Consider the following 18655-nt stretch of genomic DNA (forward strand, 5'->3'; position numbering starts at 1 on the left):
TCTTAGTTGTGCTGTTTTTTTGTTGGAAAGGAACGTTTTTATGCTGAAAGATGAAAAAGCAGTCGTTGTGTTTAGTGGAGGCCAGGACAGTACCACCTGTCTATTTTGGGCAAAGGAACAATTTGCAGAGGTGACCGCTGTTACGTTTGATTACAATCAAAGGCACATCACAGAAATTGAAAGTGCCAAAAATATTACGAAAGAGCTTGGAATTAAGCATCATATTCTCGATATGAGCCTGCTTAACCAGCTTGCTCCTAATGCATTGACCCGCGAAGATATCGAAGTGAAAGATGGGGAAGACGGCGGGCTGCCTTCCACGTTTGTACCGGGAAGGAATTTACTATTTATGTCTTTCGCAGGTGTGCTGGCTAGCCAAATCGGGGCGAAGCACATCATAACCGGAGTATGCGAAACGGATTTCAGCGGTTATCCGGACTGCCGGGACGTATTTGTAAAATCGCTCAATGTGACTCTTAATCTATCAATGGACCAGAATTTTGTCATTCATACTCCATTGATGTGGCTTAATAAAGCTGAAACATGGAAACTGGCAGATGAGCTGGGTGCTTTTGATTTTGTAAGGGAAAAGACACTGACGTGCTATAACGGAATCATTGCAGACGGGTGTGGTGAATGCCCGGCGTGCAAGCTAAGGAAAAAAGGGCTGGATGAATATCTGGCGGAACGGAATGGGTTGTAATCATGTACGGATTCAGGATTGTAGATAAACTGCAAAAGATTGATGAAGATATAAAAAGGGACCAATTGAAGTACCATTCAAAAAGGGTGCTTGTCAGCAAGGAATTTACGTTTGATGCAGCACATCATTTACATGACTATGAAGGAAAATGCAAAAACCTCCATGGCCATACGTACAAAGTGATTTTTGGAATTAGCGGGTATGTGGATGAGCGTGGGCTGATGATTGACTTTGGTGATATCAAAGAAATTTGGAAATCAGAAATTGAGGTTTTCCTTGATCATCGGTACTTGAATGAAACACTGCCGCCTATGAATACAACCGCAGAAAATATGGTTGTCTGGATTTATGAAAAGATGGCCGAATCGCTTAAAAACCGTCCCGAACAATACAAGGGAGCTCGCGTTGAATTCGTCCGCCTATATGAAACTCCTACAAGTTTTGCGGAAGCAAGAAGGGAGTGGATGGAGAGTGAGTAAGATTCCAGTTATGGAGATATTCGGACCGACCATACAAGGAGAAGGGATGGTCATGGGACGAAAAAGTATGTTCGTACGTACTGCAGGTTGTGATTACAGATGCTCCTGGTGCGACTCAGCTTTTACATGGGATGGGTCCGAAAAAGAAAACATCCGAATGATGGCTCCTAAAGAGGTCTTTCAAGAGCTTAAGGAACTTGGCGGAGAGAACTTCAACCATGTGACGGTTACAGGCGGGAACCCTGCTTTGATTGGAGAGGGGATGAACGAATTTATTGAGCTTCTTCATCAATCCACTATTGAAGTGGGGTTAGAGACGCAGGGAAGCAAGTGGCAGGATTGGTTTTATCTTGTCGACGACCTGACCCTTTCTCCGAAACCACCAAGCAGCGGTATGAAACCGGACCTAGAGCTTTTAGATGGTATTGTACTCAAGTTAATTAACTCCAATTCAAATTTTTCATTAAAGATTGTTGTCTTTGATGACAGGGATTTTGAATTTGCAAAAATGCTGAATAACCGGTATATCAACTATCACATTCCCTTCTTCCTTTCGGTAGGTAATAGTAATCCTGGGGAAGATGGTGATATCTCAAGCCGATTACTTCATTCGCTGGACTGGCTATGGGGAAAGGTACTGGAGGACTCCAACATGAACAACGTCCGTCCTTTGCCACAACTTCATGCCTTAGTTTGGTCGAACAAGCGGGGGGTTTAGCAGTGACATTATCATATGAAACCGAAAAAACAAAATTGAATGCAGACGTGTTCGAACGTAAGAAGGCCTCAATTGCCTACCATTTCGAAAAGCTTGGCACGTTTCTTCCACCAACATCTTCGCTACCCTTCCAGGGGTTTCCTCAAGGGAAGGATCAGACAAATTCAGTCCCAATTCCTCCATAACTGTTCTCGGAACCGCCTAAAATCACCACTTTTCCTCTGGACGAAAGTACAACCAGGGATTTGGTCATTATTCGAAACATCCCATTCAATTCATTGTGTGAACACCATTTCCAGCCATTTATAGGTACGGCAACAGTAGCTTACCTGCCAAATGATAAAATCATGGGGCTATCCAAAGCTGCAAGAGTTGTGGATTACTTTTCTGCCCGCCCGCAGGTACAAGAAAGGCTTACCGGGCAGATTGCGGATTTTCTAATGAAAGAATTGGATGCACGCGGAGTTTTGGTTATGGTCCAAGCCGAGCATATGTGCATGGCTGTAAGAGGTGTTAAAAAACACGGCTCCTCAACCCTTACAACAGCGGTTAGGGGAGATATTGATAAGCAGGACGTTATATATTCTTTACAACTAGATAGCATGTGAGAAAAGGGGTGGGAGGCTAACAAATTAGTTTTCTTGCCCCTTTTATTATTAATCAAATTAAAAAGTGAAAACCAGTTGTAGGAAATCAATTAAACAATAGTTGTTTACATTATACAACTTCCATATCTTAATAAACCTAAAGAGAAAGGAACCAACAAAATTAAAAAACCTGAAGTCCTTAATAGTACTCCAGGTTTTCTCTATGTATTAAATTAAATAAACTGGAGCCAAAGTTCCACTTGCTTTCCGGCTTCTGGATGAACGGCTTTCAATGGTTCCACAAGGACTTCTGCCCCTTGATGCTTGAGTTCTTTGGCCAATTCGGGTATGTTTTCAACCAGGCCAAATTCAACCAGATTTTTCATTGTATTCATCTTAAAAAAATCGGTCTCCCACGTGTTGAAAACAAATGTATCCATCAGCATTTCTACCATAATATCCAACTCGTACTCTCTCACAATCGAAACTCCCTTCACCCGTATTAGTTGCATTATCCGACAAATTTCGGATGTTGGCAACACTGTATAATATATTTTCCTCCACCTCCTCGTTCATAAAAAGACCTTGAGGCTATTAATAGTTTTGTCTAGCAAAAACACCTTAAATATTATTTTTTAGTAAAAACAGGACAAAATACTCAGAAAATTAGGACTATTAAGGCATGCTAATTTGCTGCAATTCATTTACTCTAGTACTAATTGGTAAGTTTTACATAGTTACATAGTTTTATGAAAATTGAATGAGGGGGCCATGTGTTGAAAAGTAGGGTTAAACGGTTAGGATTCTTGTTGTCGGCAATTGTCATGGTAATCAGTACATTTTTACCTCCTGCTGCTTTGGCAGCAAGTGGAGAAGGAAGTTTGGGCCAAGTACTACCAGTTTCTCCAGTAAACAAAATTGATAGCAAGGTGTATGAACAGCTTGAAAAAACGGACGAGGTATCGTTTATCGTCACACTGCGAGACCAGGTTGATACCGCAACTGTAGCAAAGGAAGCCAACAAAAAGGCAAAGGGAAAAAGTGCTGCTGCTCAGCAAAAAAAGCATATTGTCCGGTCTGAGGTGCTAACAGAGCTCAAAGCGAATGCCCATCAAAAGCAAAGTAAGCTGCTGGATGTTCTAGGGCAGGAAAAACAGAAGGGCAAGGTTAAAAAGTTCAAATCCTATTATATTATTAACGCGGTTTCCTTTACAGGCACAAAGGAAGTTGTCGAGAAAATTGCTTCTATGAATGAAGTAGAGAAGATATATGTGGATGAAGTCAGGCAATTGGGGCCTGAAGTAGAGGCTACTCAAGCCGAAGCTGACGCTAATATTGAGTGGAATGTGAGCCAGGTTGGTGCTCCTGATGCCTGGAAGTTAGGAATTGATGGAACCGGGACTGTGGTCGCGAGCATCGATTCCGGTGTTCAATGGGATCATCCAGCCTTAAAGGAAAAATATCGGGGTTATAATTCAGCTGACGGAACTGTCGATCATCAATATAGTTTCTTTGATGCTGTAAGTGGACAAACAGCCGGCTATGATGACAATGGCCACGGCACTCATGTAACTGGAACGATGGTCGGCAGCGAGCCGAATGGAAAGAACCAAATTGGCGTAGCACCGGGAGCAAAATGGATTGCGGCCAAAGCGTTTAATGCACAAGGACAAGGACCAGATTCCACTATATTGGCGGCTGCCCAATGGATTTTGGCTCCTGGCGGCCGGGTCGATATGGCTCCGGATGTTGTCAACAATTCATGGAGCGGCGGTCCTGGCATTGATGAATGGTTTATCGAAATTGTGCGCACATGGAGAGCTTATGATATTTTCCCTGTTTTTGCTGCGGGAAATGCATCATTCCTGAGACCGAATGGACCAGGAACGATTGCAACCCCTGCTAATTATCCCGAGTCATTTGCAGTCGGTGCAACCGATAAAGAAAACAAAATGGGGGATTTTTCATTCCAGGGCCCATCGCCATATGGTGAAATTAAACCTGACGTTACAGCCCCTGGAGTAAAAATCCGCTCTGCAGTTCCAGGCAGCGGTTATGAAGGCGGATGGAATGGCACCTCGATGGCTTCCCCTCATGTGTCTGCAGCTGCAGCCTTGCTCAGGCAGGGAAATGCGAGCTTGACAGTGGACGAAATAGAGAAAATTTTGACGGAGACAGCGACTCCTTTAACAGATGCTGTTTATCCGAAATCTCCAAATAACGGATATGGCCACGGGCTTCTGAACGTATATGATGCGGTACTTTCCGTTACTGTCGGAATGGGAACTATCAAAGGGAATGTAACGATTGAAGGTGAAGACTCGGAGAATCCGGTATTCGAACATACGCCAGTTACTGCGGCGGATGAAGGAATGCAGATCGATTTGTCCATTCTCGCACGTGACAATGTCAGCGTTGAGTCCGTAGCCTTAAAGTATAAGGTGAACAATGGCGAATGGAAGACAATTCAAGCTGAACGGATTTCAGGAAATCATTTATCAGGTGATTATTTTGCAAGTATTCCTGCAGGTGTGACAGAGGCGGGGACCTTGACGTATCAATGGGTGATTACTGACTTCGTTGGAAATGCTGTTACAACCGAAGAGTATAGCGTATCTGTGTCGGAAGGTCTGACAATCGGCTACTTTGAAGACTTCGAGACAGAGCCTGTCGGCTGGGAGCTTGTCGCTTCAAGTTCAACAACGAACTGGGAATGGGGAATTCCTACATCCGGCCCTAACAGTGCAGCATCCGGACAGAAAGTTTATGCCACTAAATTGGCCGGCAACTATACGAATGGAATGCGTGAAATGATTGTCATGCCGTCCATCGCTGTTCCGGAAGGGAAAACGTATTTGCAGTTCAAGCAATGGCATAGCTTTGAAGTTTCCGCCTCTACTGGCACTGCCTATGACTATGGATATGTCATGGCCTCACAAAATGGTCAGGATTGGAAGCCGCTTTTAATGGTCAAAGGAGATTCGACTAAATGGGTGGATGCCCAAGTTGATTTATCGGCATATGCAGGACAAGGAGTTTATATTGCCTTTTATGCATATTCCGACTCCAGTACGACAAGACCTGGCTGGTATATTGATGATGTTGCTTTATCAGCCGATTCCATTGGAACAGGCATTAGCAGCGCTTCCAATTTGGCTTTGGAACAAACGGTATCAATGAGTGCAGATACAGAGGAAGAAGCAGAAAATCCTCCAACCTTATTGCCGCTGCAGGCTTATGTCAGTGTTGCAGAAACGGGAAGGTCTGCTGCGTCCAATCCGCAAAATGGAGGCTATACCTTAAGCCATCCTGCAGGGGAATTCACAGTTGTCGCGGAATCATATGGATATCATCCAAACTCACAGAAAGTTCAAGTTGCGGGTGACCAGGATACCATCGCTGATTTCACGCTTGAAGAAAAACAGACAGGCGTTATATCCGGTATGGTTACAAATAAGCTCACAGGCGAGCCAATTCAAGGAGCAAAAATTTATTTGGTAGAGGATGCGAATATCGAGCCAGCTGTATCAGCTGCGGATGGATCCTACCAATTCACAGCCCTTGAAGGCAGCTACACCCTGAAGGTATCTCATCCAATGCATTATCCGAACAATGCAGCAATTACATTAGCGCCAAATGGCGAAACTGCTCAAAATCTTTCGATGGATCCGATAGTGGGCTATTCCGAAACGATTGCATATGATGATGGAACAGCGGAATCACTGAACTATATGCACACAAAAGGCAATGGCTGGGCTGTCAAAATGTCGCTCGCTGAAGGTGAAACGAGGGGTGTCTTAACAGGCGGTTTATACAAATTTGACGGTGGCAGCCGACCTGACCCAGGCGGCACGGAATTCCTTGTCGAAGTATATGATGCGTCTGGTCCAAATGGGACGCCAGGCAAAAAGCTGGCCGGTCCATTTGAAGCAAAGGCTATTCGCTCACATACGGAGTGGACACACGTGGACTTAAGCGGCGAGGAAGTTGTCGTTCCACGAGATTTTTACCTAGCGTATGTTCAGAAGAATCCATTTCCGTTCATTCCTGCTATTAATAGAGATACGAATGGGGCATGGTCAGGCAGGAGCTATTCGTATATTGATGGAGTCTGGAAACCGACCGTTAAATCAGATGGGAACTACATGATTCGCGCAGAGGTATCGTACGATGAAGCCGTACCGGAAATTACTTCTCCGGCAGACCGCTCATTTACGGCAAATGGTGCCGTAAAGGTAGAAGGTGAAGCTCAGCCAAATGCGACAGTTCATCTCTTCAACAATGGAGTGGAAGCAGCGGTTGTAACTTCAACAGAGGATGGACGTTTTGCTGCAGATATTACCTTGGTAGATAGCGAAAATGTTTTAACAGCTAAAGCAGTCCAGGGTTCAGGTCTGACCAGGGCTTCAAATCCGGTAACAGTGATCGTTGATAAGACTAAACCGGTTGTTTCAATCGATTCACCAGCTGAAGGAGCTCAATTCAATACAACAACCGTTACTGTAAAAGGTAAGGTGCAGGATAAATACCTTGATTCTGTTGCAGTAAATGGAGTTGATGCAACAGTTACTGATGGAGTATTTGAAGCTGGACTTACGCTGGAGCAGGGTGAAAATACGATTTCCGTTCTGGCAAAAGATTTGGCTGGTAATGAAACAACAGCGAAGGTAATGGTAAAAGTGGATTCAATTGCTCCGGATATTATCATTCAATCACCAATTGAAGGAGAAACGACCCACAAGAAATCAGTAACAGTCCAAGGCCAGGCTGTTGATGCAAACCTTGCCTTTGTCAGGGTAAATGGAAAAGAAATCGGTGTTAAAAACGGTGTATTCAGTACAAATGTAACGTTAGCATCCGGTGAAAATATCATTCAGATTTGGTCAAAAGATACATTTGGAAATGAAACATGGAAACAAGTGAAAGTCATTTATGCAAGTAAAGGCGGAAAATAAACGTACATGCCACTAAAATAGGGTTGCCCAGAAAACGGGGCAATCCTATTTTTTTGCTAGTTTTAAAGGTTTTTTTCCAAAAAGATTGTTTTTCGTTTATATAGGTGAAAACCATCAATAGGGGCGATAAATGGTTAGTTGAGGGTGAAATAATTTTGATTGAGGGATAAAAAAAGTTCATTCGGGGCGATAAAGTTGTAGAAACGGGCGATAAATTTTTCGAAGGTAAAAGAGTACTCCACTAGATCCCTGGATAGAAGATAGATTTTTATAAACGTGGTTTTCATTGGCTTGGTGGTGTTAACGGGCGGGCAGATGTGTCGGAATTGTGAATAGGGGCGATATATGGTTCGTTGAGGGTGAAATAATTTTGATTGAGGGATAAAAAAAGTTTATTCAGGGCGATAAAATTTTCGAAGGTAAAAGAGTGCTCCACTAGATCCCTGGATAGAAGATATATTTTTATAAACGTGGTTTTCATTCGCTTGGTGGTGTTAAAGTGCGGGCAGGATGTGTCGGGGTTTCACTATTGAAGCGAAGCGCTAGTTATTTATAAACAAAGCAAGGTTTTAATAAAAAATAATCCATTTTAATGAAAAAGTTATAATAGTATGGTAATATAACAATTGTAAATAGACGGACTATTTTAACAACAAGATTACAAACAAGAAAAGAGATGTTTTTAAATGGAGAACAAATTTGCTGACAGAACTCATCTAGTTAAACCTACTGAAACACGAGAAATCCTAAAAGTAACGGCTAGGCCAGAAGTTATTTCTTTCGCAGGAGGCCTGCCAGCTCCCGAGTTGTTTCCTGTAGAAGCGATAAGAGATGTATGCAATGCTGTTTTGATTGAGGAAGGTGCAGCTTCACTTCAATATAGTACGACTGAAGGTTACATCCCATTAAGAGAAGCGATCGGCCAAAGAATGAAACGTATTGGGGTCAACACTCCTCTTGAAAATATAATCATCACATCAGGGTCCCAGCAAGCAATTGACCTTACCGGAAGATTGTTCATCAATGAGGGAGATACTATTATTTGTGAAAGCCCAACTTATCTCGCTGCAATTAATGCATTCAAGTCATACAACCCCGAATTTGTGGAAGTTGCTATGGATGATGAAGGCATGATTATGGAGGAGCTGGAGAAAACGCTGCAGCAGCATCCTAACGCTAAATTTATCTACACGATTCCAGATTTCCATAATCCTACAGGCCGCACATTAAAGCTCGAAAGGCGAAAGAAAATGGTTGAGCTGGCCAATCAGTATGATGTACTCATTGTCGAGGATAATCCCTATGGGGCTATTCGATTCGCTGGAGAAGCTCTCCCGCCAGTGAAACACTTTGACACAGAGGGAAGAGTCATTTATTTGAGTACTTTCTCGAAAATTTTTGCTCCGGGTCTTCGGCTTGGCTGGATTTGTGCAGATGCAACGTTCATTGAACAGTATATTGCCTTTAAGCAAACAGCAGACTTGCATACTGATAGTTTTGCTCAAAGGATCACAGCTAAATATTTGGAGCTCTATGATATTGAAGAACACATTCAGCAAATCAAAGCTGTTTATAGAGAAAGATGTACCGCTATGTTAGCTTCTATTGAAGAGTTTTTCCCGAAGAATTTGGCTTACAGTAAACCAGAAGGCGGGCTGTTTATTTGGGTTGAGCTTCCAGAGTCTGTAGATGCTGGGAAATTATTTGCCGAATGCTTGGAAAATAATGTTGCGTTTGTTCCCGGTGGTGCATTCTATGCGAATGGAACAAAGAAAAATGCATTACGTTTAAATTATTCGAATATGCCACTAGACAAAATCAATGAGGGAATAAAGCGTATAGGAAAAGTACTGCATCGTGAATTAGAGAAAGAGAACACACTTATTCCGACTGCAAATCTTGCATAACGGTACTGTTCGTAGAAAAATATAATTCAACAGGCAAATAGATAAGAAGACATGAGGGTGAAATCAGTTTTGATTTCATCCTTTTTTCTGTTTTGGTTGGGGCTTCGACATCATTCTCCAAGAATTTTAATCTAATTTTCCTTAAATCCTAATGAACTTCTCCTAATTTTCTCATTTATGGAAGGTAGATTTAAAAGTAATTAAATGAGTATTGGAGGAAGTAGAGATGAAAATTGTAATTGTTCCGTCTGGATTTAAGGAATGTTTGGATGCTGAGGAAGTTGCTTTGGCGATGGAGCGTGGCGTAAGGAGGTTTGATGAATCGGTAGAGATGGAAGTGATCCCGATGATTGATGGCGGTGAGGGATTTGCAAAAACTATCGTTAACTTAAAAGGCGGGGAACTTATATTTATGAAGGTGACAGGACCCGTTGGTGAGAAGATAGAAAGTTATTTTGGAATTTTTGCAGAGAATGGCAAGCGGACCGCTGTCATTGAAATGGCGGCTGTGGCTGGTTTGAAGCTGGTGCCTCGTGATCAACGAAACCCATTGAAAACAACGACCTTTGGTGTAGGGGAGTTAATTGTAGCCGCACTTGATTGTGGGGTTGATAATATTTTAATAGGATGTGGTGATTCAGGTACATCAGATGGCGGAGCAGGAATGGCAAGTGCCCTGGGAGCCCGGTTTTTGGACAAAGCGGGACGGCTTGTTTCCATCAATGGCGGGGAAGACCTGTTACATGTACAGTCAATCGATACTACTAATTTAGACAATAGACTGCAGGAAGTATCAATTGATGTTGCATGCAACTGGAAAAACATTTTATGCGGGGAGAAAGGAGTGGCTCGTGTTTTTGGGCCGCAAAAAGGTGCCACACCCGAACAAGTTGAAAAACTATCTTCAGCACTGGAACACTATGCCGTTTTAATAGAGGAAGCAGTTGGATTGGATGTTCGATGCTTGCCAGGCAGCGGGGCATCTGGCGGACTGGGTGCCGGATTGATTGCCTTCGCAGGTGCGACATTGCATCCACGATTCGATATTATTAAGCAGTACATTAACATAGAAGAAAGGATCTCGAGTGCAGATGTTGTTTTTACAGCAGAAGGGAGCCTTGATTTTCAAACACCGAATGGTAAAATTCCGGCGGAAGTAGCAAGAATTGCAAAAGAACATAGCATCCCGGTTGTTGCGATTACAGGAACGATTGGAAAAGGGGCTGAGCTGAATTATCATGCTGGAATTGATGCCTATAGCAGCATCATCCCAAAACCAACATCCCTGGAAAAGGCCATTAAAAAAGCACCACAATGGATTGAAAAGACGACAGAATCTGTATTGCGGCAAATTGCAATTGGATTGGGAATTGCTGAAAGGAAGCTGCTAAAAGAGAGTGTCCTTCAAAAATGATGACACGAATTGAGAGACATAGTCATAAATATAATCGGACGGTAACCTGGAACCCTCAATTGTCCACGAAATCAAACGCGATTATTGGGATGCACATTCTATTTTTACTCGTTATTTTCTTAATAGATGGCCTCGACTATAGTGCAAGAGTATCCTTATTAGCGTTTTTATCAGCTTTGACGTTCTGGATGGCGACGAAGATTCCAGCTGGGTTCATAGCAATATCGCTCATTGTCTTCATCGTACTGCTCAATGCAGCAGAACCGGAGTTGTTGTACCAATCACTTTCCGAGGAAGTCGTTTGGCTGATGATTGGTTCATTTATAATCGGTGAGGCAGTTAAACAATCTGGATTGGCGGAACGGTTAACTCTTTTCATAGTAAGCAAATCCAAAGAAAAAAGCAGTGTGCTACTTGCATTAAGTTCGGTTCTCTTTTCGTCAGCTTTCTTTATTCCATCAACATCAGGACGAGTTGCTTTATCCATGCCAATTATTAAACAGCTTGCCCGAGGATTTACTCATAAAGAGCAAAAAGTTTTAGCCATCATCGCTCCTGTTGTTATATTAATGAGCACGTCAGCTACTATAATCGGGGCTGGGTCTCATTTAATTGGAATCGGTTTATTGGAAAGCTCGGCAGGTCAATCGATATCCTACCTGAAATGGTTGATATGGGGAGTGCCATTTGCGGGGGTTGTTACACTTTGTTCTATGATTGTAATTAAATTGTTTTTATGGCCAAAAGATGGGGAGAAGATTTTTGAAGGGGTTTTAACAGAAGAGAAACACGTACTCGGTAAAAAGATGAATAAAAAAGAAGAAAAGACACTAGTCTTCATTTTGTGTTTGATTATTGGCTGGGTGACAGAACACATCCATGGCTTGGATATAGCGTTTATTACAATGGTAGGAGCACTCTTCATCATGCTGCCTAATTATGGAGTGATAAGCTGGAAACAAGGAATCAATTCGGTGTCATGGAATTTGATTCTCTTTGTTGCAGCAGCAGCGGCACTTGGAAAGGTTTTGGTTGATACCGGTATCGTCAAATGGATTCAAACGGAAACATTGCATGTACTGAATTTATTCAAAGGCGCACCGGAATGGGTTCTTGTCTTGATGATTCTGCTTGTAACCGTCACTAGCCACTTGTATATTACGTCGCATACTACTCGTGCCATCGTCTTGATTCCAGGTTTATTGGTATTCAGTGAAGCGATAGGGTTGAATCCCGCGACAGTAGTATTTTTAAGTCTGATAGGAATGAATTATTGCGTAACCGTTCCTGTAAGCTCCAAAGCCTTGCTTCTCTTTTATGAAGAGGGAGAGATTTCGTATAAGGCAAGCGATTTGGTAAAAATCAGCATGATCCTAATGCCGATTTATATACTAACCATGATGTTGTTTTACTTTTCTTATTGGCAATGGACCGGAATGAGTTTGTGAGATTATTGGGTCTACAGTGATTGTCAAAGCAGCTTCAATAAAATCAAGATTAAAGCTTCGGTCTAAAAGCCGATGCTTTTTTATATAAGGAAAAATTGAGTTTACTGGGCTACACCACTTTTTAAAAGAGGTGGGTTTTTATGGCATATTTAGACTTTTCTGTTAAAATAAAGATTGGATGATGCCAATGCGTTTTATACTATACCAGGAGTCATAAGATGACAAAAAAAATAAAAATTTGTATTTTTGCTACTGCAATATCCATCGGATTACTATTTTTGTTGAATTTTATAGATTTCAAGAAAGTCAAAGAAGATATCGCTTTTTTTAGCTCAAAATCAGTTGTTAAAGAGGAGAATGGCCATAGAAAAGAAATAGGTGCTATTACCTTCAAATATAGTGAAAACCAAGAAAGTATAAAAGCAATCGATGAAGCTCTGAATGCCTTAAACCAAAATGAAAGCCTCTTCAATAACCTTTTCGGAGAAGCAGCATTGGAAGCCCCGATATCCATTGTGCTAGTTGAGAATCCCTCTGATTTACAGAAGTTATTCGGTAAGGCTGAAGATGGTTATATAGACGGGATTTATCTTTATAAAAGAAAATCCATCTATACAGCTGTACCAAAGGATGAAAAAGACATAAGCGAATACAAACGAACGATTGTACACGAATATACTCATCATCTGCTAACTAGCACTCTGGATGACTTAGGAATTAAAATTAGTGAAATACCTGTATGGTTCCACGAGGGATTGGCGGCCTATATTGAGAGGAAGGACCTTGGTATTAATATGGATGAGATAGAAAGCCTTAAAACCGTCAGCTTCGAAGAACTTGAAACTCATAAGCAATGGAACAAACATTTACGTTCTCCGTATAATCCCTATATTCAAAGCCAGATGCTTGTTGGAACTATTATTAAAAAAGAAGGCAATTCGATCATCCAAAGTATCCTTCAAGGAAGTCAAACCAACCAGTTTAATCTTGTTTTTGAGCAAACCATGGGAAAAGCGGTAACCTCCTATGAAACTGAAACATTATCCATACTAAAGGATTTGCCACTAAAATTAAACAATGTAAGCAGGCATTTATATCAAGAAAAAGATCCAGAATCCGCTTTAGAACTTGTATTGAATATTAATGAAACAATACCCAATGTTAATCAAGTCATGACGATGCTTTCAATTACATATTTGGAAATGGGAAATTACGAGAAAGCTATCGATCATTATAAAAGTCTTGTAAAACTCTTTCCGACTAGTGCTTATTATCACCAATTAGCTAATGCACTTTTATTCAGAGACTTGGATCAGGCAATTGGAGCATCAAAACTTTCGGTGAAATTGGCAGACCAGGAATCTGTAAATTTCTATCAGGAATATGCGATTAACCTGAATAGATTAAAAGAAAGTGTTACCAAGGGTAAACCGTTAGAAGGTTACTTGAGCTTTATTAAGAATGAAGACACCCTAACAGATACCAATAAAATTCACCTTATAGTAAATATATTAAAAAGGTACCCAGAATCAACAGAAGGTAGAAATGCTCTCATTTCCTTTAAACAAAGTTTAAGGAAATAGATTGTAATAAAGACTCCAAACGTTATTGTTTATGGTTAAAATGTTTGGATTTGGCTTCCGGTAAAGGAGACCGTGGATATAATGAAATCTTTTTAAGCGGCCTTGACCCTGTCTTCCAAGGGGCTAAGGCCGTTTAATCGTTTAGGGTATCGGTTGAGATTTTCATTTAATTCCTTAATAAACAATCGAAATATTATATATTTTGTAAATATTACAAGGATTTTACAAAAAACAGAAACCAATTGAAAATATAACCGTATAAATAAATGTCCAAATTCACTTCCGCTAAAAAAGGATTCTTTTAGAGAAAAGGGGTGTAACAATGAGTACATTGGCAACTAAAACAGAAAAAGGACCCATCATTCTAGTGGGGTCAATCATCCTTTTTATTTGCAGCTTCTTTATGCCTTTTGTAATTGTTTACTTGATACAGGATACACTGATTCATTTTAAGTCGCCCTGGTTTTATGTAACTCCTCCGGCTGCTTATATTACCTTTATGATAGGGATGGCTTGGATTCCAACAGTAATGATTGTTTATTTAATCCTAAACTATAAATATGAGTTCAAATATTTAAAGGTTACGTCCCTATTCCTCGCCGCCTTATGTATCCCTGTTTTTATGTATGCTACGGCACATTACTATTATTTTGATGATAAAGGGCTGCATTATAACCATTTGGAATCATTCAATAAAATTTCTGATTATGATTGGGCAAGTATGAAAGAAGTTAACGTGATTTATGGCAAACAAAATACTACGTATCTTATGGAATATAAATTCATAACCAAAGATGATTTTGAACTCATTATTCCTTATGAAGGAGATTTTAAGAATAACGAAGCCAGGATTCTTCAAAAACTCAAAGCAAATAACGTGAAAATCACAGACAACTATGCAGATCAATACGAATAGGTTTTTGTTTTCATTTTTAGTTCCTCAAAGGGTTCCTAAGCTTAGTCTCCTAAGGGTCAGGATAGACGCACCAGCATATAGTGGAATGTATCTGCAAATCTGTGAAGAATATGGAAGGTTAACATAATCCCCCAGGTATTAGGCTGTAACTATCCAAGATAACCTAAAATCTCAGATTAATGATTTGAGATTTTTTCTCGACAAAAGTTTCTATTTTTTTACACAAAAGGAAAAATTACCACTATTATGGTATTGTATATATTAAAAATAGTGATGGGGGAAGTGAACAATGTCGAAAAAATTGAAATTGATTGGGCTTATATTCGGGGTTACCCTTGCTAATGTGGTTCTGCTTTCTCCTGGTTTACTTGGTGTGAAGATTGTCGGCGGAAGTGCTCTTGAGACATCCTTTGGGTTGACGGTCCTTTTTGTCAGCCTCATCGTTATTCTTTACGGCCTTTATGGGGTCCTAGTCAAAAAGATCCCTGCAGTACATTTAAAAGACCTAAAAACTAATGATGATTATGTAAAAGCCCTTGAAGCTTATCAGGATATTAAAGTCCTGAGGGAAGATATAGTGTTCACTATAGGTCAGGAAATTCGGTTGAAAAAGAAAAAGGAAGGCTTGCTGACCCTTCTGAATGAACGATTCGACAAAACCGAACTAAGTTATCAAAAGTTCGCCTCTGTTGTTTCGGAAGTTGAAAAGCTTTTTTATCTGAATATTCGAAACATCCTGAACAAAGTCAGTACGTTTGACGAAAAAGAGTACGAGAGTGTCATTGGAAACAATAAGAGCCGCTTCTCTAAAGAAATTCTTCGAGAAAAACAGGAGCTTTATAATGATTATCTCTCTTTTGTTAAAAACGCGGTGAATATAAATGAGGAGATCCTCTTGGATATCGATAAACTAATTTTGGAAATATCCCGGCTAAACACCATCGATATCGATGATATTGACAATATGGCAGCTATACAGGAACTGGATGCTTTAATCAAACAAACAAAACACTATAAAAACTAAAGGGGCATCGGCTAATGAATAAAGGTAAATTCATAATCGTATCACTAATTGCCACTGTTTTATTCTTTGGAATCGTCTATCTGGGAATCTCACTTACTTCGAATCTGGGAAAGTCAAAAAAACAGATTACCGCGGAAAATGCGGACGAACAGCTGGCTGATATGTATGCAGACATTGATGTGACAAAGGGAAAGCCTGTGAAAGGACAAATCGATCTGAATCCCGCAGATCTGGCAGAAGAATTGCCTGATATCAATAAGTTTCCCGTTACTGTTGAAAACTCTACCGATTTATTTGTAGAAATCTTCTCTTCACCTGAAAAGTCGGGAAAAGGGAATGATTCCTGGATTAACGAAGTAGCAAAAGACTACAACGATTCAAAGTTCGAAGTGAATGGAAAGGCCGTCAGTGTCAAGATACGAAGCATTGCGTCGGGTACAGCAACAGACTATATCAAATCAGGAAAATACGTTCCAGAGGCATTTACTCCATCTAATGAATTTTGGGGAGAGATGGTGAAAGAAAGCGGGGTAACAACCGAACTTATTTCAAAAAGAATGGTCGGCAACGTACCTGGCATCGTCATCACGAAAAAGAAACATGACCAGTTAGTAGAAAAATACGGATCTGTAAACGTGAAAACTCTAACGGATGCAATGGCGAAAAATGAATTTGCAATGGGATATACCGATCCGTTCGCAAGTTCGACAGGACTTAACTTCCTTCTAACCGCTCTAAACACATTTGACAAATCCAACCTTTTGGGAGAAAAAGCCGTACAGGGTTTTGAAGAATTCCAATCGAATGTGCCATTCACTGCTTCTACGACATTGCAGATGCGAGAAGCTGCAAAATCGGGTGCATTGGATGGGTTCGTACTTGAGTATCAAACATTCATTAACTCACCTGATTTGAAAGATTCTTATGTATTCACTCCGTTCGGCGTTCGCCATGATAGTCCATTGTATGCAATTGGCGATATCACAGATGAGAAAAAGCAAATCATTAAAACATTTGCTGACTTCGCTCAAGGGAAAAAGTATCAGGAGCTGGCAAAGAAAAATGGATTTAACGGTCTAGACAATTATACTTCCGAACTGAAAGCGATTGACGGTGCTACTCTTTCTGCTGCTCAAAAGCTATGGAAAGAAAAGAAAAACGGCAATAAACCGATTATGGCTGTTTTTGTTGCAGATGTCTCTGGAAGTATGGATGGAGAACCATTGAACCGAATGAAAGAAAGTTTGTTAAAAGGCCAGAAATATCTTGGAAAAGATAACAGCATAGGATTGGTTACTTATTCTGATGATGTAACAATCAATCTGCCAATTGCTACATTCGATACCAACCAGCAATCCATGTTTGTCGGAGCTGTCGAAGGCTTGCAGGCAAATGGGGGAACAGCAACGTATGATGGTATTGTCGTTGCGATGAAGATGCTCAAGGATGAAATGAAGAAGAATCCTGATGTGAGACCTCTCATTTTTGTCTTGAGCGACGGCGATACCAATCAAGGGCACTCATTGGATGAGATCCGCGGGTTAATTCAGGCTTACAAGGTTCCAGTCTATACGATTGGATATAACGCCAACCTGAAGGCTCTTCAGACCATTTCATCTATAAACGAAGCAGCTAGTATCAATGCTGATTCAGATGACGTAGTCTATAAGATTAAAAACCTATTTAACGTACAATTGTAATGACCATGCTCTGATCCTTGGCAGAAGCTAAAACTCTAGAACACTCTAAAAACGGAGGTAAAAATGTATGTCATTTTCAATGAATGTTGCAAGTCCGGAAGAAGTGAAAGCACTTGTCGAAGTCCAGGTTGAACCTGTTCCAGAAGAAATTTCAGAGCTGAAAGAAGCAGCCGATCAAAATGTTTCAACCATAATGGGATTGGATGTCGAATCTCTTGAAAAGCGAAAGGAAATTCTAAAAAGTATCGAGAGTTTCGGATTAAGCACAATGAGGGCTTCCTCAAACAAGAACTCACTTCTTCAAGTGTCGGTGGGGAACTTAGCAAAACAGGGTGATGAAGGAAGCCGTGTCGCAAAAGGCCTTTCTGAACTTCAAACCCATTTGAAGGATCTCGATCCAAGTATCATTGATTTTGCAAAAACAGGGTTTCTTGGGAAGTTGTTCAACCCGCTTCGGGCATACTTTCAAAAATACGAAAAAGCAGACAGTGTCATTTCCGATATCGTTACAAGCCTTGAAAAAGGGAAAATGACCTTAAAAAATGACAATACAACGCTTGAAATTGAACAACAGGGTCTTCGGGATTTGACGAAAATCCTTAGAAAAGAGATTGAGCTTGGAACTTTAATGGATGACGCGATTGAAGTTCAAATCGAACAGGCTAAAGCAAAAGGTGAACACCCGGATAAAATTCGATTCATCACCGAAGAAGTGTTGTATCCCCTGCGTCAGCGAGTGATGGATTTGCAGCAAATGCTCACCGTTAACCAGCAAGGCATTATTGCATATGAAGTGGTCATCCGTAACAACAGGGAGTTGATCCGTGGTGTTGAACGGGCAAAAACCGTTACCATTTCCGCATTGAAAATTGCTGTTACAGTAGCAAGTGCATTGTATAACCAGAAGATCGTCTTAAAAAAGATCGAAGCCCTTAACGCAACAACGAACGATTTGATTGCAGGAACAAGCAAAATGCTAAAAGAACAAGGTGTGGAAATTCAAAAGCAGGCGATGGAATCAAGTGTTTCTGTTGAGACACTGAAAACAGCTTTTGCTGATGTTATAGAGGCGATGGACTCGATTAGCACGTACAAACAGCAAGCACTGCCAAAAATGCGTGAAACAATCAACCAATTCAAAGAATTGGCTGAAACAGGAGAAAAAGAGATTCTGCGTCTCGAAAAAGGCAATGAAGTAAACCTCTTAACCAATTAGAAATA

General features: G+C 40.8%; 15 protein-coding genes. 14 read left to right on the forward strand and 1 reads right to left on the reverse strand.

The genetic code is table 11. From position 1 onward, the window contains the following. Positions 1-22: 22 nt before the first annotated feature. Genes queC through folE form a run of 5 tightly spaced genes read left to right on the forward strand, consistent with a single transcriptional unit; the run spans position 23 to position 2508 of the window. Complete coding sequence (queC, locus tag A8F94_RS00505) at positions 23-703, forward strand: 7-cyano-7-deazaguanine synthase QueC (protein ID WP_302621280.1); 681 nt, start codon at positions 23-25, stop codon at positions 701-703. A 2-nt stretch (positions 704-705) separates the two neighbouring features. Next, on the forward strand, positions 706-1182 hold the full coding sequence (gene queD / locus A8F94_RS00510) for a 6-carboxytetrahydropterin synthase QueD (protein WP_066193919.1): 477 nt from the start codon (positions 706-708) through the stop codon (positions 1180-1182). Next, positions 1175-1900 carry a 7-carboxy-7-deazaguanine synthase QueE gene (queE, locus tag A8F94_RS00515; protein WP_066193921.1) on the forward strand — a complete coding sequence of 242 codons (726 nt, stop codon included), beginning with the start codon at positions 1175-1177 and terminating at the stop codon, positions 1898-1900. Before queD ends, queE begins: the two co-directional genes overlap by 8 nt. 2 nt (positions 1901-1902) lie before the next feature. Beyond that, positions 1903-2085, forward strand: coding sequence for a hypothetical protein (locus A8F94_RS25510; protein WP_066193926.1), 183 nt, complete (start codon positions 1903-1905; stop codon positions 2083-2085). Between the two features lie 36 nt (positions 2086-2121). Next, positions 2122-2508, forward strand: coding sequence for a GTP cyclohydrolase I (folE, locus tag A8F94_RS00525; RefSeq protein WP_302621297.1), 387 nt, complete (start codon positions 2122-2124; stop codon positions 2506-2508). 212 nt (positions 2509-2720) lie between these two features. Here folE and A8F94_RS00530 read toward each other — a convergent pair whose 3' ends face one another. Further along, entirely contained in the window at positions 2721-2966 is a 246-nt protein-coding gene (locus tag A8F94_RS00530) for a hypothetical protein (protein ID WP_066193938.1), read from the reverse strand. Between the two features lie 297 nt (positions 2967-3263). Here A8F94_RS00530 and A8F94_RS00535 point away from each other — a divergent pair, with 297 nt between their 5' ends. The 9 genes from A8F94_RS00535 to A8F94_RS00575 all read left to right on the forward strand — a co-directional run bounded on the left by A8F94_RS00535 (position 3264) and on the right by A8F94_RS00575 (position 18650). Continuing rightward, on the forward strand, positions 3264-7442 hold the full coding sequence (locus A8F94_RS00535; RefSeq protein ID WP_066193941.1) for a S8 family serine peptidase: 4179 nt from the start codon (positions 3264-3266) through the stop codon (positions 7440-7442). A 686-nt stretch (positions 7443-8128) separates the two neighbouring features. Beyond that, positions 8129-9349, forward strand: coding sequence for an aminotransferase-like domain-containing protein (locus A8F94_RS00540; protein WP_066193944.1), 1221 nt, complete (start codon positions 8129-8131; stop codon positions 9347-9349). A 226-nt stretch (positions 9350-9575) separates the two neighbouring features. Then, complete coding sequence (locus A8F94_RS00545) at positions 9576-10763, forward strand: glycerate kinase family protein (protein ID WP_066193947.1); 1188 nt, start codon at positions 9576-9578, stop codon at positions 10761-10763. A 59-nt stretch (positions 10764-10822) separates the two neighbouring features. Further along, positions 10823-12211, forward strand: a complete 1389-nt coding sequence (locus A8F94_RS00550; protein ID WP_254660756.1) for an SLC13 family permease — start codon at positions 10823-10825, stop codon at positions 12209-12211. Between the two features lie 218 nt (positions 12212-12429). After that, the gene (locus tag A8F94_RS00555) at positions 12430-13794 is read left to right on the forward strand and encodes a tetratricopeptide repeat protein (RefSeq protein WP_066193950.1); all 1365 of its coding nucleotides are present in this window, start codon (positions 12430-12432) and stop codon (positions 13792-13794) included. A 322-nt stretch (positions 13795-14116) separates the two neighbouring features. Further along, positions 14117-14710, forward strand: a complete 594-nt coding sequence (locus tag A8F94_RS00560) for a hypothetical protein (protein ID WP_066193952.1) — start codon at positions 14117-14119, stop codon at positions 14708-14710. A 289-nt stretch (positions 14711-14999) separates the two neighbouring features. Next, positions 15000-15734, forward strand: a complete 735-nt coding sequence (locus A8F94_RS00565) for a hypothetical protein (RefSeq protein WP_066193955.1) — start codon at positions 15000-15002, stop codon at positions 15732-15734. A gap of 14 nt (positions 15735-15748) precedes the next feature. Further along, entirely contained in the window at positions 15749-17434 is a 1686-nt protein-coding gene (locus A8F94_RS00570; RefSeq protein ID WP_066193958.1) for a vWA domain-containing protein, read from the forward strand. A 67-nt stretch (positions 17435-17501) separates the two neighbouring features. Continuing rightward, positions 17502-18650 carry a toxic anion resistance protein gene (locus tag A8F94_RS00575; RefSeq protein ID WP_066193961.1) on the forward strand — a complete coding sequence of 383 codons (1149 nt, stop codon included), beginning with the start codon at positions 17502-17504 and terminating at the stop codon, positions 18648-18650. The last annotated feature ends 5 nt before the right edge of the window (positions 18651-18655 follow it).

Origin of the sequence: Bacillus sp. FJAT-27225, from assembly GCF_001685025.1 — a bacterium.
Classification (GTDB): Bacteria; Bacillota; Bacilli; order Bacillales; family Cytobacillaceae; genus Bacillus_D.